The sequence below is a fragment of the Paracoccus denitrificans genome (genome assembly GCF_900100045.1).
Taxonomy (GTDB): domain Bacteria; phylum Pseudomonadota; class Alphaproteobacteria; order Rhodobacterales; family Rhodobacteraceae; genus Paracoccus; species Paracoccus denitrificans.
On record NZ_FNEA01000087.1, the window covers coordinates 1 to 1,600 of the forward strand.

Consider the following 1,600-nt stretch of genomic DNA (forward strand, 5'->3'; position numbering starts at 1 on the left):
CGACCGCCACGCGCGCCAGTTCGCGGCCCGTGTGGCGGTCGAGGATCAGGCCATCTCGGCCCTCGACGAACATGGTCTTGGCGGCGGCCGCGTCCTGCATCAGGAGCTCTCCGAAAGCGCCGCTGAGCATGCGAGAAATTGCAGCGCGAAGTCCTGATGTTTCCACCACTCGGGGATCTTCGGTGCATCTGGGTAGCCGTTGTCTTTGACCAGCCTGTCCGGGTCGGCCCCAAAGGCTTCGCAAATGCGGCGCGCCAGTCGTTCGACCTGTTCGTTTCCATAGTCGCTATAGAACTGCATCAGAACTTCTCCCCGCGCAGGTTGGCCGGGCGGTGGCGCTGGCGCTGCATCACGCCGTGCGCGCTGGCGACGACCATGCAGGCCAGACGCCGCAGGCTTTCCGGTGCCGCGTCTGCCAACTCGGCGTTGGCGATGATGGTGCGCGCATCGGAGACCGCGCGCGGGGTCACAATGAGGGAGGGGAGTTGCATCAGGCGCTCCATCCAAGGCTTGCGGATGAGGCTAAAGCTGACAGGACAAAAATCCTATGTCAACATCAAACAGGACAGTAATCCTATTATTTCGGACTTTCGTCCGGGCGCGACTCATTGGCCCGTTCTTAGGATCGGGAGGAATTCTTCACCGTTTGTTCTTGCCAACGCTCGAAGTTGGCTCAACGATAGGGTGGCTAGTGATAAGGGAGGCGCCATGTTGAGCAAGTCGGAGACACTTCGGTGCCTGTTGCGGCTCGACGATAGCGCTGTGGTTAGCCTGCGGTTCGCCGTGGAAGTGGCGAAGAGAGCAGCTTCTGAACGTTCTGCCGGCGCTTCTGCTGCGTCGATCCTTCCCCAGAACTCTGATGCTGTTCTTGCGCCTGAAGACGATTTTCCTCCTGTTGCGTTAGGAGAAATTGCGCGTAAGTGAGCGCTTCTTGCATAATTTCGGGCGGCAAAGTGTAAATCTCTTCAAGTAGTTCTATCGCCGGTCTGGCGTCCGGATGCTCACCTATCGCAATGATGTCCGATAGGGCGTATCCCATTGCTGATGCAATTTTCTGCGCCGTTTCCACGCGAGGAGAGCTGTTGCTCCCCGCTAAGAGCTTCCTGATGGTCGAGTTGTCCAGGCCCGCTTCCACCGACACGGTGGCGGGCTTGAGGTCGGGTCTCGCATCGAAAATCTGACGCAATCCTTCGATGAAGGGGTCTCTAATCGACATGTATTTAGTTTGATCGAAGGACGTTCGTCCCGCCATAGGATAATAGTCCTTGACAAGAGTGAGGATTATAATCCTACATGCGGGCATGATTGCTGAATTCGTTCACGACTGTAGGGCATACGCGGAGGCGAGGGGCATCTCTCTCGTTACGCTCGGCCTGTATGCTGTCTCTGACAGCCGACTGTTCTCCAGGTTGGATAACGGCGGCCAGTGTCTGCCTAGGACCATGGACCGCGTTCGCGCCTACATGTCCGCTAATCCGGTCGGCAGCGATTTCAGTGTCATTTCTCCTCAACCCGCCGCCACGGCGGCACAACCCCAAGAGCATCCTCATGTCCCTGATCTGCAAAATCCCTGATCGTCCCCGATCTGGCCTGCCTTCGC

Annotated in this window: 3 protein-coding genes; all 3 read right to left on the reverse strand. The window is 58.1% G+C overall.

The genetic code is table 11. The features are described from left to right. Positions 1–99: 99 nt before the first annotated feature. The 3 genes from BLT64_RS25885 to BLT64_RS25895 all read right to left on the reverse strand — a co-directional run bounded on the left by BLT64_RS25885 (position 100) and on the right by BLT64_RS25895 (position 1,252). Positions 100–300 (reverse strand): hypothetical protein, encoded by a 201-nt coding sequence (locus BLT64_RS25885; protein ID WP_041529724.1) that lies wholly within the window; start codon positions 298–300, stop codon positions 100–102. Next, positions 300–491, reverse strand: coding sequence for a hypothetical protein (locus tag BLT64_RS25890; protein ID WP_139171663.1), 192 nt, complete (start codon positions 489–491; stop codon positions 300–302). The genes BLT64_RS25885 and BLT64_RS25890 overlap by 1 nt, the downstream gene beginning before the upstream one ends. Before the next feature lie 275 nt (positions 492–766). Beyond that, positions 767–1,252: a helix-turn-helix domain-containing protein gene (locus tag BLT64_RS25895; protein WP_074988200.1), complete on the reverse strand. Its 486-nt coding sequence runs from the start codon at positions 1,250–1,252 to the stop codon at positions 767–769. Between the last annotated feature and the right edge of the window lie 348 nt (positions 1,253–1,600).